At 47.9% G+C, this 18,361-nt stretch carries 20 protein-coding genes and 1 rRNA gene; 14 read left to right on the forward strand and 7 right to left on the reverse strand.

Translation table 11 applies throughout. The features are described from left to right. Positions 1-4 precede the first annotated feature (4 nt). The 6 genes from F4X55_01680 to F4X55_01705 all read left to right on the forward strand — a co-directional run bounded on the left by F4X55_01680 (position 5) and on the right by F4X55_01705 (position 4,624). Positions 5-193 (forward strand): hypothetical protein, encoded by a 189-nt coding sequence (locus F4X55_01680; GenBank protein MYC39721.1) that lies wholly within the window; start codon positions 5-7, stop codon positions 191-193. Positions 194-283: 90 nt separating this feature from the next. Beyond that, positions 284-472 carry a 30S ribosomal protein S21 gene (locus F4X55_01685; protein MYC39722.1) on the forward strand — a complete coding sequence of 63 codons (189 nt, stop codon included), beginning with the start codon at positions 284-286 and terminating at the stop codon, positions 470-472. A gap of 66 nt (positions 473-538) precedes the next feature. Further along, positions 539-2,332, forward strand: coding sequence for a DNA primase (locus F4X55_01690; GenBank protein MYC39723.1), 1,794 nt, complete (start codon positions 539-541; stop codon positions 2,330-2,332). Further along, positions 2,329-3,822 (forward strand): sigma-70 family RNA polymerase sigma factor, encoded by a 1,494-nt coding sequence (locus F4X55_01695; protein MYC39724.1) that lies wholly within the window; start codon positions 2,329-2,331, stop codon positions 3,820-3,822. Before F4X55_01690 ends, F4X55_01695 begins: the two co-directional genes overlap by 4 nt. Before the next feature lie 45 nt (positions 3,823-3,867). Then, positions 3,868-3,983: ribosomal RNA gene (gene rrf, locus F4X55_01700) — 5S ribosomal RNA — on the forward strand. A 38-nt stretch (positions 3,984-4,021) separates the two neighbouring features. Then, positions 4,022-4,624: a phosphoribosylglycinamide formyltransferase gene (locus F4X55_01705; GenBank protein MYC39725.1), complete on the forward strand. Its 603-nt coding sequence runs from the start codon at positions 4,022-4,024 to the stop codon at positions 4,622-4,624. 11 nt (positions 4,625-4,635) lie between these two features. On the opposite strand, the gene aroF is transcribed toward F4X55_01705, so the two are convergent. The 5 genes from aroF to F4X55_01730 form a co-directional block, all read right to left on the reverse strand. After that, positions 4,636-5,655 carry a 3-deoxy-7-phosphoheptulonate synthase gene (gene aroF / locus F4X55_01710; protein ID MYC39726.1) on the reverse strand — a complete coding sequence of 340 codons (1,020 nt, stop codon included), beginning with the start codon at positions 5,653-5,655 and terminating at the stop codon, positions 4,636-4,638. A gap of 104 nt (positions 5,656-5,759) precedes the next feature. Beyond that, positions 5,760-6,368 (reverse strand): tRNA (guanosine(46)-N7)-methyltransferase TrmB, encoded by a 609-nt coding sequence (gene trmB / locus F4X55_01715; protein MYC39727.1) that lies wholly within the window; start codon positions 6,366-6,368, stop codon positions 5,760-5,762. Positions 6,369-6,376: 8 nt separating this feature from the next. Further along, positions 6,377-7,477 carry a 3-dehydroquinate synthase gene (aroB, locus tag F4X55_01720; GenBank protein ID MYC39728.1) on the reverse strand — a complete coding sequence of 367 codons (1,101 nt, stop codon included), beginning with the start codon at positions 7,475-7,477 and terminating at the stop codon, positions 6,377-6,379. A 3-nt stretch (positions 7,478-7,480) separates the two neighbouring features. Further along, the gene (locus tag F4X55_01725) at positions 7,481-8,008 is read right to left on the reverse strand and encodes an adenine phosphoribosyltransferase (protein MYC39729.1); all 528 of its coding nucleotides are present in this window, start codon (positions 8,006-8,008) and stop codon (positions 7,481-7,483) included. Positions 8,009-8,039: 31 nt separating this feature from the next. After that, positions 8,040-8,510, reverse strand: coding sequence for a TIGR00725 family protein (locus F4X55_01730; GenBank protein ID MYC39730.1), 471 nt, complete (start codon positions 8,508-8,510; stop codon positions 8,040-8,042). A gap of 104 nt (positions 8,511-8,614) precedes the next feature. On the opposite strand from F4X55_01730, the gene F4X55_01735 reads away from it, so the two are divergent. Next, a complete protein-coding gene (locus F4X55_01735) occupies positions 8,615-9,235 on the forward strand; it encodes a hypothetical protein (protein MYC39731.1) in 621 nt (206 codons plus the stop codon). A gap of 131 nt (positions 9,236-9,366) precedes the next feature. Here F4X55_01735 and F4X55_01740 read toward each other — a convergent pair whose 3' ends face one another. Then, a complete protein-coding gene (locus F4X55_01740) occupies positions 9,367-9,687 on the reverse strand; it encodes a hypothetical protein (protein ID MYC39732.1) in 321 nt (106 codons plus the stop codon). Between the two features lie 272 nt (positions 9,688-9,959). Here F4X55_01740 and F4X55_01745 point away from each other — a divergent pair, with 272 nt between their 5' ends. Then, complete coding sequence (locus F4X55_01745) at positions 9,960-11,861, forward strand: BamA/TamA family outer membrane protein (protein MYC39733.1); 1,902 nt, start codon at positions 9,960-9,962, stop codon at positions 11,859-11,861. Positions 11,862-11,865: 4 nt separating this feature from the next. Here F4X55_01745 and F4X55_01750 read toward each other — a convergent pair whose 3' ends face one another. Then, positions 11,866-13,059, reverse strand: a complete 1,194-nt coding sequence (locus F4X55_01750) for an aminotransferase class I/II-fold pyridoxal phosphate-dependent enzyme (GenBank protein ID MYC39734.1) — start codon at positions 13,057-13,059, stop codon at positions 11,866-11,868. Between the two features lie 132 nt (positions 13,060-13,191). Between F4X55_01750 and F4X55_01755 the strand changes: the two genes are divergently transcribed. From F4X55_01755 to F4X55_01780, 6 genes are all read left to right on the forward strand, one after another. Continuing rightward, positions 13,192-13,857 carry a septal ring lytic transglycosylase RlpA family protein gene (locus F4X55_01755; GenBank protein MYC39735.1) on the forward strand — a complete coding sequence of 222 codons (666 nt, stop codon included), beginning with the start codon at positions 13,192-13,194 and terminating at the stop codon, positions 13,855-13,857. 33 nt (positions 13,858-13,890) lie between these two features. After that, positions 13,891-14,694, forward strand: coding sequence for a 3-methyl-2-oxobutanoate hydroxymethyltransferase (gene panB, locus F4X55_01760; protein ID MYC39736.1), 804 nt, complete (start codon positions 13,891-13,893; stop codon positions 14,692-14,694). Then, entirely contained in the window at positions 14,687-15,544 is an 858-nt protein-coding gene (locus F4X55_01765) for a pantoate--beta-alanine ligase (protein ID MYC39737.1), read from the forward strand. The genes panB and F4X55_01765 overlap by 8 nt, the downstream gene beginning before the upstream one ends. 10 nt (positions 15,545-15,554) lie before the next feature. Further along, complete coding sequence (locus F4X55_01770; GenBank protein ID MYC39738.1) at positions 15,555-15,947, forward strand: aspartate 1-decarboxylase; 393 nt, start codon at positions 15,555-15,557, stop codon at positions 15,945-15,947. A 200-nt stretch (positions 15,948-16,147) separates the two neighbouring features. Continuing rightward, the gene (locus F4X55_01775; protein ID MYC39739.1) at positions 16,148-16,930 is read left to right on the forward strand and encodes a phosphocholine cytidylyltransferase family protein; all 783 of its coding nucleotides are present in this window, start codon (positions 16,148-16,150) and stop codon (positions 16,928-16,930) included. A 6-nt stretch (positions 16,931-16,936) separates the two neighbouring features. Further along, positions 16,937-18,286, forward strand: coding sequence for a CDP-alcohol phosphatidyltransferase family protein (locus F4X55_01780; GenBank protein MYC39740.1), 1,350 nt, complete (start codon positions 16,937-16,939; stop codon positions 18,284-18,286). Positions 18,287-18,361 lie beyond the last annotated feature (75 nt).

Genomic DNA, 18,361 nt, shown 5'->3' on the forward strand with positions numbered 1-18,361 from the left:
TGTCATGGGACTTGTGGATGAGATCAGAAACAGGCGGGACTCGTGGAGTCGCAGACTTGAGGAGCAGAGAGTTTCCCAAGAACCGTACGACCATGAATTTGAGAAGAGAAACGCTCGAAAAATCGAGGAAGAAATAAAAAAGAACCGGGAGATGGTCGGAAAGTTCCCGCCCGTGGAAAAGCCATCGAAATGATCAGTGTGGGGAAGCCAGCGAGGGTAATTTGACAACGCTTTTTGTATCCTTTAAGCTCTTCTCTCCCCTGAGGATGGAGGTTTTAGTTTTTTGCCAGGAATAACAGTAGGTAGCAGCGAAAGTATTGATAGTGCCCTAAAAAGGTTTAAGAAACAGGTTGAGAAGGGTGGGGTTCTTTCTGAAGTAAGGAAGAGAGAATACTACGAAAAACCGAGCGAAAAGAAAAAAAAGAAGCTGTTTGCCGCCAAAAAGCGCAGTTCAAGCAGAAAAAGAAGATAATTTTCCTAGTTTGCGCGGTTTTCACCAGAAGTTATTTCCGAAGCCCCCCCGATCAAGTCGCTTTGAATGAAGAGTTCTTCTTCCACATCAGCGATAGCGGACATAAAGGCAAGGCTCAGTATAGTGGACATTATACAGGGCTTTGTTTCCCTTAAAAAATCTGGGAAAAATTATATCGGGCTTTGCCCGTTCCACGACGACAATAATCCTTCCATGCACGTAAATGATGAGAAGGGCTTTTTCCACTGCTTCAGCTGCGGAGCCGGAGGGGATGTGTTCGGCTTCCTGATGAGGTACAGCAATATAGGCTTCCGCGAAGCCTTGAAGGAACTTGCGGCAAAAGCCGGAGTCAGGCTTCCGGCCCCGCGCCCGCGCACTAAAAGCGCGAGAAAAAAAGAGGCTGCCGCGGGGAGATTCTTTGAGATAAATTCCCTTGTCTCTTCGTTTTACAGCCAAAATCTTCTGGCCTCAAGGAAAAACTCCGCTCAAGCCAGAGAGTACCTTGAATCAAGGGGAGTCACTTCGAAAGTAATAAAGGAATTCAAACTTGGCTTCGTCCCCGACAGCTGGGATGCCCTAATGAAATTTGCTTCCAGAAACAGTATTGGTATCGGGGAGCTTGAGGAACTTGGTCTTGTTGTTGCGAGGGAGAGCGGAAGCGGGCACTACGACCGGTTTAGAAACAGGATTATTTTTCCAATAAACGAGATAACGGGACGAATTTGCGGTTTTGGCGGCAGAATTCTGGGCGAAGACGGGCCGGGACAGCCGAAATACATGAATTCTCCCGAATCCCCGGTTTTTGATAAAAAGAATGTCCTGTACGGACTTTACCACTCGAAAAATGAGATCGGAAGAAAGCGGAAAGCCGTTTTGGTTGAGGGCTACATGGATTTCATTAAGCTCTACGCAAACGGAATACGCAACGTAGTTGCCACCTTGGGAACGGCCTTTACGAATGAACACGCCAGACTTCTGCGGCGTTTCTGCCAAGAGGTAGTGATTGTTTACGACGGTGATGCTGCGGGGATACGTTCTGCTGTCCGGGCCGGCGAAATTCTTCTGGAACAGGGAATTTCTTCGAGCATCTGCAGGATTCCCGACGGCCTTGATCCAGATGATTACCTGGGACTGCACGGTCCGGAAAGTCTCGGTGAACTGATTGAGGACGCCGTCGATGTCTCTGATTTCATTATTGACGATACTTTCACAAGATACAGGGAAAAGAAAATTTCTTCCGGAGAGTCGATCAGGTTTCTCGCGGATATGGTCTCAAAAATAAAAGACCCGGTCCGAAGGGCCGAGGCAGTCTCCAGGGCGACCGGTGTTTTCGGGATAAGGGAGTCTGAGTTCCTTTCTCTGGTAAAAAGCCCGGACCCAGGGAAAAACCGTGGGTCGCTTGCGCCTGTAGCTCTGGTTCCGGAGAAGAGCATTCACGAGAGAGAAATTGTGAGAATACTGCTTAAATTTCCTGGACTGCTCAGCGCCGAAAAAATAGAAAATATCGAAAAGCATTTTGAAAATGGTGATTTAAAGGTTATTCTCAAACGTGTGGGTGAAGGGGAGTTTACCGAAATCTCCTCCCTGATGAGTTCTTTTGAAGAAATCGAAATGCAGCAGTTGCTGAGTGAGTTGATTTTTTCTTCGGATGATTTGATAGACGAGACGACTTCGGAGAAAATATTAAACGACTGTGTGAGGGAGCTTGAACTGAGAGATATAGCTTTTAAGCGCAACGAAGTAATAGATAGAATCCGCAAGCAGCGCGACTCCTCGGACAAAAGTCTCGAAAGAGAACTTGTTGAGAAATACAGGGATCTGGTGAGCATGGAAAAAGCCATAAGAGGAACTGTCAGTTGAACCCAAACGACCAAGCTAACGGGTTAGGGGATGAAGTTGACACTCAGGACGAGAGTGAATTTTCTGAATCCGCACAGGGTTTTCAGAACGTCCCCGCTGATTCTCAAACGGAAGACAAGCTCAAAAACACAAAGAGTCAGGACTCCGAACAGGATCCTATAAGATCATACATTCTCGCTATTGCACAGCATTCCCTCCTTTCGAAGGAGGAAGAAGTTGAGATAGCAAGACAGATTGAGAAAGGCAAAAAAATAATCGCGAGAATGATAATAGAGAACCCTTTCATGATGAAAAAGGTTCTCAAACTCGAAGAAGAGATCAAAGAGGGAACGCTCGGAGCAGGCGACGTCTCCTACCAAGGCGAGGATGTGGAATCCTCAGTTAACGGCGAAGCATATAGCAATTCTGTAAAAAACTTCCTTCCGATCAGAGAGCTATTTGCCGAGACCGAGGAACTGAGAAATAAGCTCGGCAATCCGAAGCTTTCAGATAACGACAAGGCTAAGATCTCAAGGAAAATCAGAAAAAATAACGAGCGGACTGTAGAGCTACTTGACGAAATCGATTTTTCCTCGGCACAGGCAAGCAGGATATACAGTCTGGCCGTTGAGTATGTGAACAGAGTCGAAAGCGGAGAATGTGATTGCGTGATGAATGGTTCGGGCGATGCGATTGGCAACGGCTCGAAATCTGAATATTCCGAAGAGGAAATTGCTTCGCTTAAAAAGGTGCTTGGAAGGTTCGAGAAGGCAAAGAAAGCTACCAAAAAAGCCAGAAAAAAACTTATAGAGTGCAATCTTAGGCTCGTAGTCAGCATTGCGAGAAAATACGTTAACAGGGGGCTGCCGTTTCTTGATCTGGTTCAGGAAGGCAATATGGGGTTGATGAAAGCGGTTGAAAAATTCGAACATGGAATGGGATACAAGTTCTCAACCTGCGCGACATGGTGGATAAAGCAGGCCATTACGCGCGCGATAGCTGATCAGGGAAGTCTCATAAGAATTCCGGTTCACATGACCGAAAACATAAACAGGCTCAACAAGGTTTCAAGATCCCTAATGCAGAAATTGGGGAGGGAGCCCAGACCCGAAGAGATAGCCGAAGCAATGGATATGTCTCTTGATAAGGTCATGAAAATCATGAAGGTCTCGCGCGACCCGATCTCTCTCGAATCCCCGATTGGCGAGGATGACTGCAGGCTTATGGATATTATCTCGGATCCGGCCTCCACTTCTCCGCTTGACATGCTCGAAACTAAGGAACTAAACCGGATTATGCGCAATGCGCTCTGTACCAACCTCAGTAACGGGGAGGAAGGAGTCGTCAAAATGCGTTTCGGTATAGATGAAGACAAGGAATACACACTTGAAGAAATAGGAAAAAAACTAAATGTTACACGCGAGAGAATAAGGCAGATTGAGGTGAAGGCCATTAAGAAGCTCAAAAGATTTGGAAGAGCTCTTCCCATAAGGGGTTTTAACAACGACTGATATTCCAGCTTGACATTATTTTTTCCGATGGTAATTTTCCAAGTCTAGGGTGGCTATGCTGAAGGGGAAGCACCCGGTCCCATCCCGAACCCGGAAGTTAAGTCCTTATAGGCCGATGATACTGCTCCTTTCAGGAGTGGGAAAGTAGGTAGCTGCCCTTTTTTTCTTTCCTTGTTTTCTCAAGTTTCCAGAGTCTGCAATGTCAAAGATAAATGTTGCCGTGTTTGTTTCCGGAAGCGGAACAAATCTTCAGGCGGTAATAGATTCCGGTATTGAATCCGCAAACATAGCCGTGGTTGTCTGCGATACTCCGGGAGTCATGGCAATTGAGAGGGCCAGGAAACACGGTATTCCCTTAGAACTGGTAAACAGCAGAGATTTTGAGTCAAGGGAAGAGTTTGAAAGACAGATAGTTACGAGAATCGACAGGTACGACATAGGACTTGTCGTGCTTGCCGGATTCATGAGGATATTCACACCTTATTTCATAGACCGCTTCAAAGACCGTATCATCAATATTCATCCTTCCTTACTCCCTTCTTTTCCAGGAACAAACTCGGTAAAACAGGCGCTCGACTACGGCGTGAAGCAGACCGGCTGCACAGTCCATTTCGTGGGAGAAGAGGTTGACGCGGGTCCGATTATTCTTCAGGCGGCTGTCCCGATTACGGAGGAAGATACGGAGGAGACTCTGCTTGAGAAAGTCCACGCCCAAGAATACAGGATATTACCCGAAGCCATAAGGCTTTTCTGCGAGGGGAAACTGACTCTCAGCGGAAGAAGAGTGCTGATTTCATCCTGAACCAAGAATTCCTAGATGGTTCTTCCGATGGCTTCGGCAACGGGAGCAGCTTTTTCCATCAGGTTTTTAAATGTTTTTGGTTTAAGCGACTGAGCTCCGTCACTGACGGCGACCTCCGGGTTGTTGTGAACCTCGACTATTACTCCGTCCGCTCCGGCGGCTATTGAAGCTAAAGTTACCGGGATTACGTACTGCCAGTAGCCGGTTCCATGGCTGGGGTCGGCGAAAACAGGCAGATGGGTCTTTTCCTTGAGTACCGGGATTGCATTCAGGTCGAAGGTGTTTCTGGTCGCAGTCTCAAAAGTTCTTATCCCCCGTTCGCAGAGCATTACATTGCTGTTGCCCTCCGACAGTATATATTCTGCGCACATGAGAAACTCGTTTATAGTTGTTGACATCCCCCGTTTTAACAAGACGGCCTTTTTTGACTTGCCGACATGTCTTAAAAGCGAGTAGTTCTGGGAATTTCTCGCTCCGATCTGAAGCACATCCGCGTATTCCTCGACCAGTTCAAGATCGTCCGGGCTCATTATTTCGGTCACTATGGGCAGTCCCGTCATTTCTTTTGCCTTGACGAGGAGTTCCAGTCCCTCTTTTCCAAGACCCTGGAAAGAATAGGGGGAAGTTCTGGGCTTAAACGCCCCGCCTCTTAGCATTGACGCCCCCGAATCTTTTATGGAAGCCGCGATTGTCATTATCTGTTCTTCGCTTTCAACCGAGCACGGTCCTGCGATTATGGGGATTCTTTTGTCTCCTACTGCAATGTCTTTCACATTGAAAACGGAGGTTTCATCGTTTACTTCCCTGCTTGTAAGCTTGTAGGGCTGAAGCACAGGAACGACCTTTTCGACTCCTTGGAGCTGCTTGAGAACGTCGAGATCATGTGGCTTTCCTCTCTCATCTCCAACCACTCCGATGACAGTCCTGAGAATTCCTTCGATCGGATGCGGCGAATAGCCAAGTTCCTTTATAATGGATTTGACCTTGTCTATCTCTTCCTTGGTCGCCTTTTGCTTCATTACTACTATCATTTAAAAAACCTCCATGTTTTGTGCGGAACGGGGAAACTTAATACATAGAACATTCTTAATGTCAATTACGATGTCTTTATATATTGACGTATTGAGCTTGTTTTCTAGGGAAGGTTTAGAAAAATGGCACTGAATATCTTTTGCGAGGCTTCCCTGAAATGCTTTTCAAACTTCGTTTCGGTTTCTCCTGTTCTAGCCTCGATAAAGCCGGGTGAAGGGTAAGCCGGACGAAATAGGCCGCTTCTTTCGAACTCAGATACTATCTGCTTGATGTAACTGAGCTGATCGGTCTTTATTACCGCTCTTCCGCTTCCCATAAGTACTTTTGCTAGGCAGCCTATGAATTCCCGGTTAAACATTCTGTGTTTTGAGTGTTTTTTCTTCGGCCAGGGGTCGGGGAAGTTTACCAAGACAAGATCGAACATTTTTTCTCTGAAAACCTGTCTGAGTGCGATTTCAGCTTCGACATGGACGAATCTTAAGTTTTCGAGAGAGAGTTTTTCCGCCGCCCGCACCGCTTTGCGGAACCTTCCCCCCTTGATTTCAAGACCTAGGTAGTTTCTGCTTCTGTCGCACTGCGCCGCGTCTATGAGAAATTCCCCTTCTCCAAAGCCGATTTCAAGCACTAGGGGGTTTCGGTTGCCGAAGATGTCTTCTCTTGTGATCGGAAACGAAAATAAGGAGATATCCACGGCGGAGTTGGTTAAGTTCATTTTCCGGATCAGGACTTAAAAGCAGAAGTTATGGCTTGCTCCCCGATCTTTATTCCGTAACTTCCCCCCTGTTTTTTCATCCTCCCTATGCGTTCGGGGAGCGACATTTCTATTTTGCCTTTTCTGGCTTTCTTGTCGATTTTCATAACGTCGATTATTTTCCCGACGCTTACATCGCTAGGAGGTTCTGTAGGAAGCCCTGCCCTCTTAAAGAGGCCGGTGAGCCTTTGCTGCTCTTGCGCGCTCCAACCCGTTTTACCTAGAGCGATTTTTCCCTCAATTACCATTCCTGCCGAGATTGCCTCTCCATGGGAGATTGTATAGTCGGAGAGCTGCTCGATTGCGTGGCCTACGGTGTGTCCGAAATTCAGGATTTTCCGCAGGTTCTGTTCTTTTTCATCCTTTTCGACCACTTCTGCCTTGATCCTGCAGCTTTCCTCTATTACCTCAAGCAGTGCCGCGTCGTCAAACTCGTAGATCTTTTCGATGTTCTCTTCTAGGTAACAGAAAAGATTCTCGCTTTTTATTACGCCGTACTTTATTATCTCGGCCAGTCCTTCTGCGAGCTGATTCGGCCCGAGGGTTTTAAGGGTGTCTGTGTCAACGTACACGCGCCACGGCTGATAAAAGGCACCGATGAGGTTTTTCCCGTGAGGGGTGTCTACGGCGGTTTTTCCTCCAACCGAGCTATCAACGCAGGCGACCAGACTGGTGGGAACCTGAACGCAGGGAACCCCTCTCATGTAAGTGGCGGCCACGAATCCCGCAATGTCCCCCACTACTCCTCCGCCGAGTGCTATGACCGAAGAATCCCTGCCGAATCCCGATTCGAGCATCCTGTCTTCTATGAAGGACTTGATTTTCCTGGTCTTGCTCTGTTCCCCCGCCGGAAAAGCAATCATTCTGACTTCCGAGAGTGCCTCCTCAAGGTCTTGGAGAAGGTTCCCTCCGTAGAGCTCTGCCACGTTTGAATCGGTTACCAAGGCGTGGGAATGAGCTATTTTGGCCTCGGCTAGATCACTGGCAATCCGGCCCAGAAGATTCTGGCCGATCAGGATTTCATAGGAATTGTCTTCGTTCGAACTGACTGCGACTTTTATTCTTTTCAATTTTTACCCCGGCATTTTAAGCAGGGACCAGACTGGATGCGGAGAAAGCGCTTCAGCCCCCTTGAGCCCCGTGAGTTCTACAAGGAAAAGGTATCCCGCGACGCTCCCGCCCAGCTCTTCCACTAGGCGTCCGGTGCCTTGTGCAGTTCCCCCCGTGGCTAGAAGATCGTCAACGATTACTACCCTGCTTTGCCCGTTTATAGAGTCTTTGTGAATTTCCAAGACATCCTCTCCATATTCAAGGTCATATGAAACGCTTGCAGTTGTGCTTGGCAGCTTGCCCGGTTTTCTAACCAGGATCAGCCCTTTTCCAAGCTTATAGGATAGGGCGGAGGCGAAGATGAAACCCCGGCTCTCGGGTGCGACCAAAGAGGTTATCTCCTTGCCCGTGAGCATTTCCGCCATCATGTTCACAGACTTTTGAAAAGCTTCGGCGTTTTTTACGAGCGTGGTTATGTCATAAAAAAGTATCCCCTTGCTCGGAAAGTCAGGAACGCGTCTTATATGGTTTTCGATTTCTTCAAGTGACATTTTTCTTTCCATCTGGATGTCTGTGAGACTTTCATCCGGCTTTTTTCCCCTGAGACGATAACTCAAAGGCCGCTTGAACTGCTTCTTGGGGGGTTTTACACCTGATAATTCTCTTAGAGACATCCCAGGTGTCAAGCCCGATGACGGGAATTCCGGACTTAAGCGCGAACGATATTTCCGACAGGGTGCCGAAACTGCCTCCGACGGCGATTATCGAATGGCTCGACTTCGCCACTATCACGTTTCTTGCTTCTCCCATTCCCGTGACTATGGGTATGTCGATGAACCTGTTGGCCGAGGAAGCCTCCGGACCGGGTAGAATCCCGATTGTTGTGCCCCCGGCTGATTTCGCTCCCCGGCACGCGGCTTCCATAACTCCCCCCATCCCGCCGCAGAGCAGAAAACATTTTTTTCTGGCAATCAGAACTCCGACCTCTTCCGAAGCCCTTTTCTCTTCCTCGGTTGCGTTCGCGGCTCCGATTACTCCTATTATCGTTTCCATTTAAGTGTCAGTGCATTGCGTTTAACAAGCTTGTATAAAACGGTTAGAATCACAAGTCCCAAAGTATACCACGGGTTTGGCGATTTATATCAAAGGAAAAGCTTATGTATTACGTGAGAATCTGGCTGACGCTTGTTTTTTCGGTTTGCTTTTTACTTCCTTTCTCTGCTGAGGGAAGCCAGATGAATCTAAGGATTCCTCACGGTTTTGAATTCGGGATTTCAAGAGAAGACGCTCTTAATCTGGTTGAGTTTTCAGAACTCAAGATTGTATCCGACCGCAAATATTCAAATGATCTCTGGAGAGTCGTTCTGGGCGGTTCTGTCGCTGGGGTTACTCTTGATCCTCCGCCGGGCCATGAAACCCGACTTGAATTTTATAAAGACAAGCTAATGTCAAGCTCCATTTTATTCAGTTTTGAGGATGAGAACCGTTTTGCATCCGCAAAGAACGAACTCATAGATGACCTTAAAGGTGCTCTCGGCGACACTTTTAAGCGGGAGAAGATGTTCTCTTACGAGGTGCTGTCATGGGATATTTCGGACACGGTCATACTCGCGAGCCTTAACTCTCAGAAAAAAACGATAGAAATTGAATACGTTCATAAACCTATCCTGCAGAAAAAAACGGCAAAGGACCTGCACCGCAAACGCAGGGAAATTCCAGGAGACCCTGCCAAGGAGATGTTTATTGATGGCAACTTTTCAGCGCGGGAAAAGCGCTAGTCAGTGAAAAAGCGGTCTGTCCTTCAGGTTTTGTGGCGTGCCGCGAACTATTGACCGCTTATGGGAGCCCGAGAGCACGCTCGTGGTAGCGCGGTGCGAAAAAGCGAAGCGGTTTTTTCTTGTTTTTCCCTTTACGAGGGTCTTCCGTAAAGATTCAGCAGCGTCCCTATGTGAAAAGCCAACGCTACGTATATGCCGCACAGAAAAAGCTTCTGATAGCCGGCGAGGTACTTATCTACCAGGAATATAAGCGAGATTAGAAGCAAAAACCACCCTACCGTTTCCAAAATTAGATGAACAAGCCTCTGCACCGACACTTCAGGACTCCCGCTGGCTCTTGACCTGAAAGTCTCCGGCAACTGCATAAAAACTAGGGAGAAGAAAGTTCCCAGTATATATGTCCCGGCGAAGAATCCGAAGAGAACAAACAGCAAAAGCAGTAAAAGTTCCATGGCTTAGTGACCTCGGGGAAAATAATATCATATTACCGCGTTATGTATAAGCGGTCTTGTCCTTTCTCTCTGTCTTCGAATTACTGACTTCTGGGCGGTGTGCTCGCGGCAATTCCGGCGACGGTTTATGGGTCTTAGGTCGTGGAAAGTGTGATTCTGTGTAAATCTGGTTATTATTTCCGCCCAACTATAAGGACCCGCATCTCTTTCCAGCCCTGTCGAGATTTTTTCAGTATCCCCTTGTTAAAATTGGTGCGCCCTTGTTAACATTAATGGAAATGGATCGTACCATATCTTCTTTTTCTGACCACAGATGCTTTCCGTGTGAATTTCCCTGCGTGCCTAGGCACTTTGTTTTTTTTCTTTCAGGGCTTCTTTTTCTTCTTGCGTTTTTCTCCCTGCCCCAGGGAGTTATAGCCCAGGAATCGGAGAGAGACGAAACGGTATTTATTTCCGGAATCAAGATAAAGGGGCTAAAGGATATAAAAGTCGAGAAGATAAAGGATGCTATGATTACACCTTTTCCCTCGAGAAAATTCTGGAAAGATCCCCCCGAATTCAACGAGCAATTTCTTGAGGACGATATAAAAAGAATAGAACAGGTTCTAAGGGAACATGGCTATTACGGCTCGACCGTAACCCATACCCTGGATTTCCGGGATGGAGACCGAAAGGTTGATATAGAAATAACCGTGGACCAGGGAGACCCAGTAATAGTGAAGACTCTGAGCGTAATGGTTCTCGGGGACGAACCGGACGATTACGTCTCCGATGTCGCCAAGGTGATCCTTCTTGAGGAGGGGAAACCCTTTTCGCAGATAAACTACCAGAAATCAAAAGTTCTTATCACGGAACTGTTTTCCGAAGGGGGCTATCCTTTGGCGGATGTAAAATCCGAAGCGATTGTAAGCCTGAGGAGCAGAGAGGTTAATGTTGAATTTATCATTGATCCGGGTCGGGAATATTATTTCGGCGACGTGATATTCAAGGGGAATTCCAATATTGCCACCAGACTTCTTGAGCGTGAGATAGAGCATGAAAAAGGAGATCTGTTTTCCCTCTCGAGAACCCAGAAATCACGGGCGAATATTTTTGAAACGGGACTTTTTAATTCCGTCATAGTGGATACTGATTACGACGAGGAGAAACTTGAGGTTCAGACGACATACAGCGTCACGGAGAGGAAACTCGGAACGATAAAGTTCGGTGTGGGGTATGCTACGGAGGACAATCTGAGGGCGCAGCTGTCCTGGAACCAGAGGAATTTTCTCAACGGCGGAAAGACCCTCCAGGTTACTTCCAGTTATTCATCCCTGACGCGCGGTTTGATGGCTGAACTCGATAAGCCTCACCTGATCGGCAAAAATTCCAGCCTCGCTTTTCTGCTTGATGTGAGAAGAGATGATTTTCCGGGTTACGAAGGCTTGAGTTTCGATTTTAACAGCACCGCGTCCAAGGAATTTTTTGACCATCTTACGGTTTTCAGCTCCATAAACGTTGTATATGCGGATATAGAGTCTCAGGTGCTGAGAACACCGATTGAAAGTGCCCGTGACAGCGTGTTCATAACGCTTCTTGATCTGGGAGTTGAGTATGATCTGACTGACAGCCTCATAAATCCTACCAGGGGAATGCGGCTGTTTTTGTTCATGGAGAAGCCACTTCAGATTATCAGTTCCAACCGTACCGATTACCTGAAATTCCTTGCCGAGTTGAGGTATTACAAAAATGTTTCCGGAATAGTTCTGGGGAAAAGGCTTACGATTGGAAACATAAGCACGATCGGGGATACCGAAATGTTTGACGTGCCGATTTTCAAGAGGTTTTTCGCCGGGGGCAGCGCGAGCATGAGGGGTTACTCATTTCAGCATCTGAGTCCTCTTAATCCGGACCGGGATCCTCTTGGGGGCAACTCCATGGTCGTGGGCAACGCCGAAATCCGCTTCGGGCTTTTTAGTAGGCTCGGGGGGGTGATTTTCTTCGATTACGGAAATGTTTATTCGGATAGCTTCGGTTTCAGTGCTTTTGACCTAAAGTACGCGGCCGGCGCGGGATTGAGGTACAATACGATAATCGGGCCGATCAGAGCGGATTTCGGCTACCTTCTAAACCCCGACGGAGAGGAGAGGAACGAAAGGTTCAAGATTTTTATAAGCATAGGGCAGGCTTTTTAGCAATCTAACCGTGGAAGTCCTGAAAAAGTTTTCTCACGCCCCTTGCTGCCTGAGTTATTCTGTTCTCGTTTTCAACAAGTGCGAGCCTTACGAAGCCTTCTCCGTAGTTTCCGAAACCCACTCCCGGGGAAACGGCGACTTTTGATTTTTCTATGAGCAGTTTCGAGAATTCAAGCGACCCCATTTCTGCGAACTCCTCAGGTATCTGCGCCCATACGAACATCGTTGCCTTCGGTTTCGGGATTTCCCATCCGGCCCTTGCGAATGACTCGATCAATTTGTCTCTTCTTGACCTGTAGGTTTCCCTTATACTGTCTACATACTCCTGGGGTCCGTTAAGAGCCGTGATCGCGGCTATCTGTATCGGCTGGAATATTCCGTAGTCAAGATAGCTTTTTATCCTTTTGAGCGCCGAGACGATTTCCGGGTTCCCCACCATGAAACCGACCCGCCAGCCGGGCATGTTGTAGGTTTTGGAGAGGGAGTAGAACTCTACCGCGATGTCTTTGGCCCCCTTTACCTGCATTATGCTCGGGGCCTTGTACCCGTCGTAACACAGCTCCGAGTAGGCAAGGTCATGTATCACCGTAAGACCCGTTTCTCGCGCCAGGTCACAGACTTTCTCGAAGAAATCAAGATCCATGACTTGTGTGGTCGGATTGTTGGGGAAGGAAAGAATGAGCACCTTGGGTTTCGGCCACACTTGCTTTATCGCCTTTTCTATAGAGAGTATCAGGTCTTCTTTCTCCCCCATCGGACAACTGTGGGTGTCTCCCCTCGCTATTATTACAGAGTAGGTGTGTATGGGATAGGTGGGATCGGGAACTATCGCCATATCTCCCGGGGATAGTATTGAAAGCATCAGATGGGATATGCCTTCCTTTGAACCTATGGTAACGACGGCTTCTGAATCCGGATCAAGGTCAACGTCGTACTTTCTTTTGTACCAGTCGGTTATGGCCAGACGAAGCTTGGGCAGTCCGGCGGAAGTGGAGTACCTGTGGTTTCTGGGCTCCCTAACCGCTTCGCGGAGCTTCTCCACTATATGGTCTGGCGTGGCCTGATCGGGGTTTCCCATACCGAGGTCAATTATATCTTCCCCTCTGGCGCGCGCCTGGTGCTTGAGTTCGTTGACTACGCCGAGCACATAAGGGGGAAGTCGGTTTATGAGGGAGAAATTATATTGCGGCCGGTCCATAGGTGTCTGCCTGTTTTTTGCTGGCAGTATTTTATTATAACCGCTTATAATCTCAAGATTGCGGCTGGTGGAACGGGTATTTCCAGCATGTCAGTGTCTTCTAGAGAATCCGTTATGGTAAAATAAAATCTTATGATCTGGATCAGATTTGCTGTTTTGCTAGCGTTTTTTGCGGTCGGTTGCTCTTTTTCTTCAGGTCTCCCGAGGTGGGAAAGCCGGGATTTTCATCGGCCAAAGTCGACGGATACCATACAGTACGGCAAGGCTTCCTGGTATGGGGACAAGGAACATGGCAAGAGGTCCGCAAGTGGCGAGGTATTCAACAGAAATGCCTACACTGCGGCGCACAAGGAGCTTCCTTTTGGTACCGTCGTACGTGTTACCAATCGCGAGAATGGCAGGCAGGTAAAGGTCAGGATAAATGACAGGGGTCCTTACATAGGGGACAGGGTGATAGATCTCTCATACGCGGCCGCGAAGTCCATCGGACTTATCAGAAGTGGTGTTGCGGAGGTAAAAATAGAGGTATTGTCGACGCCCTCTGAAAGGTCAGAAAGTCTTTTCGTCTCTCTCTACACAGTCCAGGCCGGCTCTTTTCGAAGCAAGGCGGGGGCTAATGAACTCAAAAGAAAGCTCTCGCGTGTCACGGACGAGGAGGTGAGAGTGGAATCTTTTGCCTTTGAGGGGGATACTTATTACAGGGTGAGGGTGGGCAGATTCAAGAAAAGGAAAGACGCCGAGACGCTTCGCGTAGTTTTGAGAAAGCGGGGATACTCAGCCAGAATATATGTTGAGTGATTCCCCGCGGTTTCGAAAAAGAGATAGAGTCGAATGATGAAGAAGCTGAGAACAACTGATTTTCGCAAAATGAAAGAGAGTGGCGAGAAAATCGCCATGATAACGGCGTATGACGCTACAGTCGCCGCGATAGTGGATGCGGCGGGAGTTGACGTGGTCTTGGTCGGGGATTCTCTCGGCAACGTGGTTCAGGGTCTTGAAGATACGCTTTCCGTTACGCTTGATGAGATGATTTATCACACGAAAATTGTTTCAAGGGGTGTGGCGCGGGCACATTTGTGCTCGGATATGCCCTTTCTTTCCTATCAGAAATCCCCCGAAGATGCCATAGAGAGCGCCGGAAGGCTTTTAAAAGAAGGACAAGCGGAGTCAGTCAAGCTCGAGATTAACGAGGAGTACGTTGATACCGTGTATCGCATCCAGAAGGCCGGGATTCCCGTTGTTGCCCATATAGGGCTTTGTCCCCAGTCCGTTCACGTAATGGGTGGTTACAAAGTGCAGGGATGTCTTTCGGGTGAACGCGAGGAGCTTTTGAATCTTGCCAAGTCCTGTGAGCAGGCAGGCGCTTTCATGATAGTTATTGAAAGCGTTCTGTCGGCAGTGGCCGGAGACATCACCGAGAGTCTTGAGATACCGACTGTCGGAATAGGTTCTGGGGCGGATTGCGATGGACAGGTGCTTGTTGTAAACGACATGATAGGACTCACGCCGGAGCCGCTTCCCAAGTTCGTCAAAAAATACGCGGAGGTCGCGGAGACAATCTCCGATTCGACGAAGAAATACGTGGAAGACGTAAAAAAGGGAACGTTCCCCTCGCAGGAGCACTCTTATGGATAGCGCAGAGTCGCTTTCCGTGCTTAACCGCCCTTACGAGATGAAGGAGGTTTCCGATGCCTGCAAGAAAGCACGTAAAAAACTAGGCTTTGTTCCCACTATGGGAGCTCTGCACCAAGGGCATATCAGTCTCATTGAGAAGGCGGTGGAAAGAGCGGATGTGACGGTCGCAAGTATTTTCGTCAATCCCACGCAGTTCGGACCCGGTGAGGACTTCGACCGTTATGAAAGGGACTATGAAGGCGATATAAAGAAACTTGAGCATTGTGGCGTAGACTACCTGTTTTATCCGGATGTAAGCGATATTTACCCCGGCGGCTTTGAAACCACGGTTTCAGTGGGAAATCTCGGGAATTGTCTCTGTGGTCCTTTCAGGCCGGGGCATTTTGACGGGGTGGCAACGGTTGTACTTAAGCTTTTTAACGTTGTCCGCCCGGATTTTGCGGTGTTCGGAAGAAAGGATTACCAGCAGCTTAAGATCATCCAGAAAATGGTGCGGGATTTCGATATGGACATTGAAATAGTGGAAATGCCTATAATACGAGAACCGGATGGACTTGCGATGAGTTCAAGAAACGCTTATCTGAGTGCTGAACAGAGAATCAGGGCGGCTGCGGTAAACAAAGCCCTGCGCGAGGTCGGGGAGAAATTCAAAAGCGGTTGCGATGATTGCAGAATTCTGCTTAGCGAGGCGAATCGGGTATTGCGCATGGCACAAATTAATGATATTGATTATATTGAGATAAGAGACCCAGAAACCCTTGAGCTCCGGCACAGAGTTGTGGAAGGCGATCTGGTGGCCTTAGCCGTTAGGGTGGGCGATACTAGGCTTATCGATAATACTGTGCTTTAAGAGGTTGGTAATGCAAAGAGTACTCCTGAAATCCAAGATACACAGAGTTACGGTTACCGATGCCGAACTAGATTACGAGGGGAGTCTTACGCTTGATAGGAATCTCATGGACGCGGCGGATCTGTTTCCCTATGAAGAGGTTCACATTTTCAATTTGACCAATGGTCACCGTTTTTCGACTTACGTGATTGAAGGCCTAAGAGGTTCAAACACGGTCTGTGTAAACGGTGCGGCTGCACATCTTGCGAGGAAAGGCGACTGCCTTATAATAGCGGATTTTGCAATCTATGATGAAGAACAGAGCAAGACACACAGACCCAAGCTTATATACGTGGATGAGATGAACAATATAATCAGCATAAAATCCGGGATTAACGGTCTAAAACTTGCGACCGACGGGTAACTCTCCCGTATTCCGGGCAGAATCCACGTAAGACTTTGCCGATTGAGAGCGTGTTTGACATACCTAGCTCCTGTAGTTACATTAGGATTCCAGAGGGTGTTGGAGAAGTGAAGCGTTGTGCTTAGTGCTTTTCACTGAGCCTATGGTTTGCACTTCGCGATTCTACCGGCGTATGGCCGTCTATTTAAGAAATCTGATTTATGAAAGCTATAATACTCGCAGCGGGAAGGGGAACTAGGCTATATCCCTACACTCACGACAAGCCCAAATGTCTTCTTGATATTGGGAACATATCCATACTTGAGCACCAGATAAACCTTATAAGGGACTGCGGCATAAACGAAGTCGTTATTGTCGTGGGTTTCGGTTTCGAGAGAGTGGAGGATTTCCTGAGAAGCTACGACGGCTTGGGAATGAGGATCAACACTCTTTACAATCCTTTTTACCAGTCCACAAACAGTCTTGTGTCTCTGTGGATAGCCAGAAGCGAATTTGATGAAGATCTGGTGGTCATGAACGGAGACGACGTCTACGAGATAGGGGTTTTGGACAAGGCGCTTTCGGTAAGGGATGAGAAGATCTGTCTTCCCATAAAAAAGAGGCCTCGCTACGAGAGGGAAGACATGAAGGTGGTTGTCGACGACAGCAGGATCACAAAGATCAGCAAGGAAATATCAAACGGTGAAGCTTCGGCCGAGTCGGTCGGCATAAGAGTATTCAGGGATACGGGGGTTGAGCTGCTGAAAAGAGCGGTTGAAGAGGAAATGAGGAATCCCGGAGCTGAGGGGAAATGGTATATATCCTCGATACACAGGCTTATAAGCAAGGGATATAAGATCAAGCCCTTGGATATCGGCGAGCTTTACTGGATGGACGTTGACTGTCCAATGGATCTTTTCAGGGCGAGGAAGCAGGCTGACAATTTCTTGAAGAAGGAATACCGCGTGCCAAGTCTTCTGAGGGTTGTTGACTCCTCTGAATAATCTGCCATGAAAAACGCTATCGTACTTTGTTCTGGCACGGGAACAAATGGTGAGGATCTGTCCGAATTTCCGAGTGAATCGATAGCGCAAGTCCCCCAACTCAAAAGAATCATAATAAATTGCCAGCGTGTCGGGGTCGAGCAGTTTCATATCATTACCGACAACGCGGGTTTTCTGAAAAACCTTCTTATAGATGATCCGAGGATTACATCGGACATAAACTGGGTCTTGCCCGGAGAGTCCGTGTCGATAGATTCGGAGAGAGTACTTGTTCTAGAATCTTCCCTTGTTGTTACGAATGCAGCTTCTCTTGAGAAATTCGTTCGTGATTCGGTTGACTGTCGAGAAGACGAGATTTCCGTCCTGGTTAACAAGGGTGCTGATCCTGTTATCGGTATGGACAGGGAAACAGGTTACGTAAATAGGTATTTCGGAGGAGGGAGTGGTGTTTTAGGCGCTTTTTCCATAAATTCCACGGAAGTTACCACAGTTCTTTCGGCCACCGGGCTTGATACCTGGCTTGACGAAGAGGCTAAACGGCACCGCATGAGAATCTTCGGCGGCGACAGTGGATATTGGTACCGTCTTTCTGATACGGCAGAATCTCGAAAAGAAGCGGAAAGAATCATCTTTTCTCACGTAGGTAAAACGGCTACGGGATGGATAGCCAGAAATATAAACGGCAGGATGTCTCTTCCCCTGAGCAAGCTTCTGATAAGAACGTCTCTTACACCTAACGCGGTAAGCGTTCTGATTAACCTGATCGGGGTGCTCTGCGGCCCGTTTTATGCTCTTGGCCATCCGGTGCTCGGAGCTCTTTTCATGCAGGTGGCAACCGTTTTGGACAGATGTGACGGGGAAGTTGCGAGAATAAAGCTTATGGAGACCAAGAAGGGACAGTGGGTTGATACGATAAGTGACCAGTTCACCGTGCTTTCTTTTCTGATCGGAGTTCCTGTTGGGTATTACCTTCAGACCGGAAGCACCGTTGCGGTCGTGCTCGGAAGCTACAACGTCATCGTTTTCATCCTGTTTCTGATATGGTCGTTTTACTTTTTGATAAAGTACACGAATTCCGGCAGTCTGGTTGCCTACTTTGAAGTTGACAAGCACATTGATCCCGAGGAACTCTCCTTCCTGAGAAAGCTGATTGCCCGAATGCGTCCCTTGGGGAGGAGGAATTATTATTCGGCCATATTAGTCCTCATAGCGATAATCGGAGGAAACTCCCTCGTTCTTTTCGCTACATCTTTTACACTGACTCTCTTTTTGCTGCATCAGCTTGAAGATGTTGTAAGGATTTTCCGTCTTGGAAAACCCGAAGAGGTTTTTCATGAAGAAACGGAACAGAGTTAATCCAGAAGCAATACAGTCCGGTTCCCAACTGGGGTAAGAGCATGCTTTTTGCTCTGTTTCTGCGCTGTGATAATT

This window comes from Candidatus Dadabacteria bacterium (genome assembly GCA_009840385.1).
Lineage (GTDB): Bacteria > Desulfobacterota_D > UBA1144 > Nemesobacterales > Nemesobacteraceae > Nemesobacter > Nemesobacter australis.